At 46.8% G+C, this 1,157-nt stretch carries 1 protein-coding gene; it reads right to left on the bottom strand.

Annotated features, from left to right (window positions below; genetic code table 11):
* Window positions 1-29: 29 nt before the first annotated feature.
* On the bottom strand, window positions 30-1,157 hold a 1,128-nt coding region (tuf, locus tag Q4Q46_RS21305; protein WP_311907016.1), incomplete at its 5' end, for an elongation factor Tu.

Genomic DNA, 1,157 nt, shown 5'->3' with positions numbered 1-1,157 from the left:
CTTCCTTTTCAAACTAATCTCTGTCGCGATTAAGCGATGATTTTAGCTACTACACCAGCACCAACTGTACGACCACCTTCACGGATTGCGAAGCGTAAACCTTCGTCCATCGCGATTGGGCAAATCAGAGTCACTACCATTTTGATGTTGTCGCCAGGCATTACCATCTCTACGCCTTCTGGCAGTTCGATAGTACCGGTTACGTCAGTTGTACGGAAGTAGAACTGTGGACGGTAGCCTTTGAAGAATGGAGTGTGACGTCCACCTTCTTCTTTTGACAGAACATAAACTTCTGATTCAAAAGTGGTGTGTGGGTTGATTGAACCTGGTTTAGCCAATACTTGACCACGTTCTACGTCATCACGCTTAGTACCACGTAATAACACACCACAGTTCTCGCCTGCACGACCTTCGTCAAGCAGTTTACGGAACATTTCTACGCCAGTACACGTTGTTTTAGTCGTAGTGCGAACACCAACGATTTCAACTTCGTCACCCACTTTAACAATACCACGCTCAACACGACCAGTTACTACTGTACCACGGCCAGAGATTGAGAATACGTCTTCGATTGGCAGTAGGAACGGCTTGTCGATGTCACGTTGTGGTTCTGGAATGTAAGAATCCAGAGCTTCAGCAAGTTCGATAATCTTAGCTTCCCACTCTGGTTGACCTTCTAGGGCCTTCAGAGCTGAACCTTGGATTACTGGTAAGTCATCACCTGGGAAATCGTATTCTGACAGAAGTTCACGCACTTCCATTTCTACTAATTCCAGTAATTCTTCGTCATCTACCATGTCACATTTGTTCATGAACACGATGATGAAAGGTACGCCAACCTGACGAGAAAGCAGGATGTGCTCACGAGTCTGTGGCATTGGACCGTCTGTTGAAGCTACTACTAAAATCGCGCCGTCCATCTGTGCAGCACCAGTGATCATGTTTTTAACATAGTCAGCATGGCCTGGGCAGTCTACGTGTGCGTAGTGACGTGAAGGCGTGTCATATTCGATGTGAGAGGTATTGATGGTAATACCGCGCTCACGCTCTTCTGGAGCGTTATCGATTTGAGAGAAGTCTTTAGCTTCGCCACCGTAGGTCTTAGCCAGTACGTGAGAGATAGCTGCAGTCAGTGTGGTTTTACCATGGTCAACGTG

Origin of the sequence: Shewanella vaxholmensis (assembly GCF_031932135.1) — a bacterium.
Classification (GTDB): domain Bacteria; phylum Pseudomonadota; class Gammaproteobacteria; order Enterobacterales; family Shewanellaceae; genus Shewanella; species Shewanella hafniensis.
Note: the sequence above shows the minus strand (reverse complement) of the source record. Positions and strands in the feature narration are given on the sequence as shown.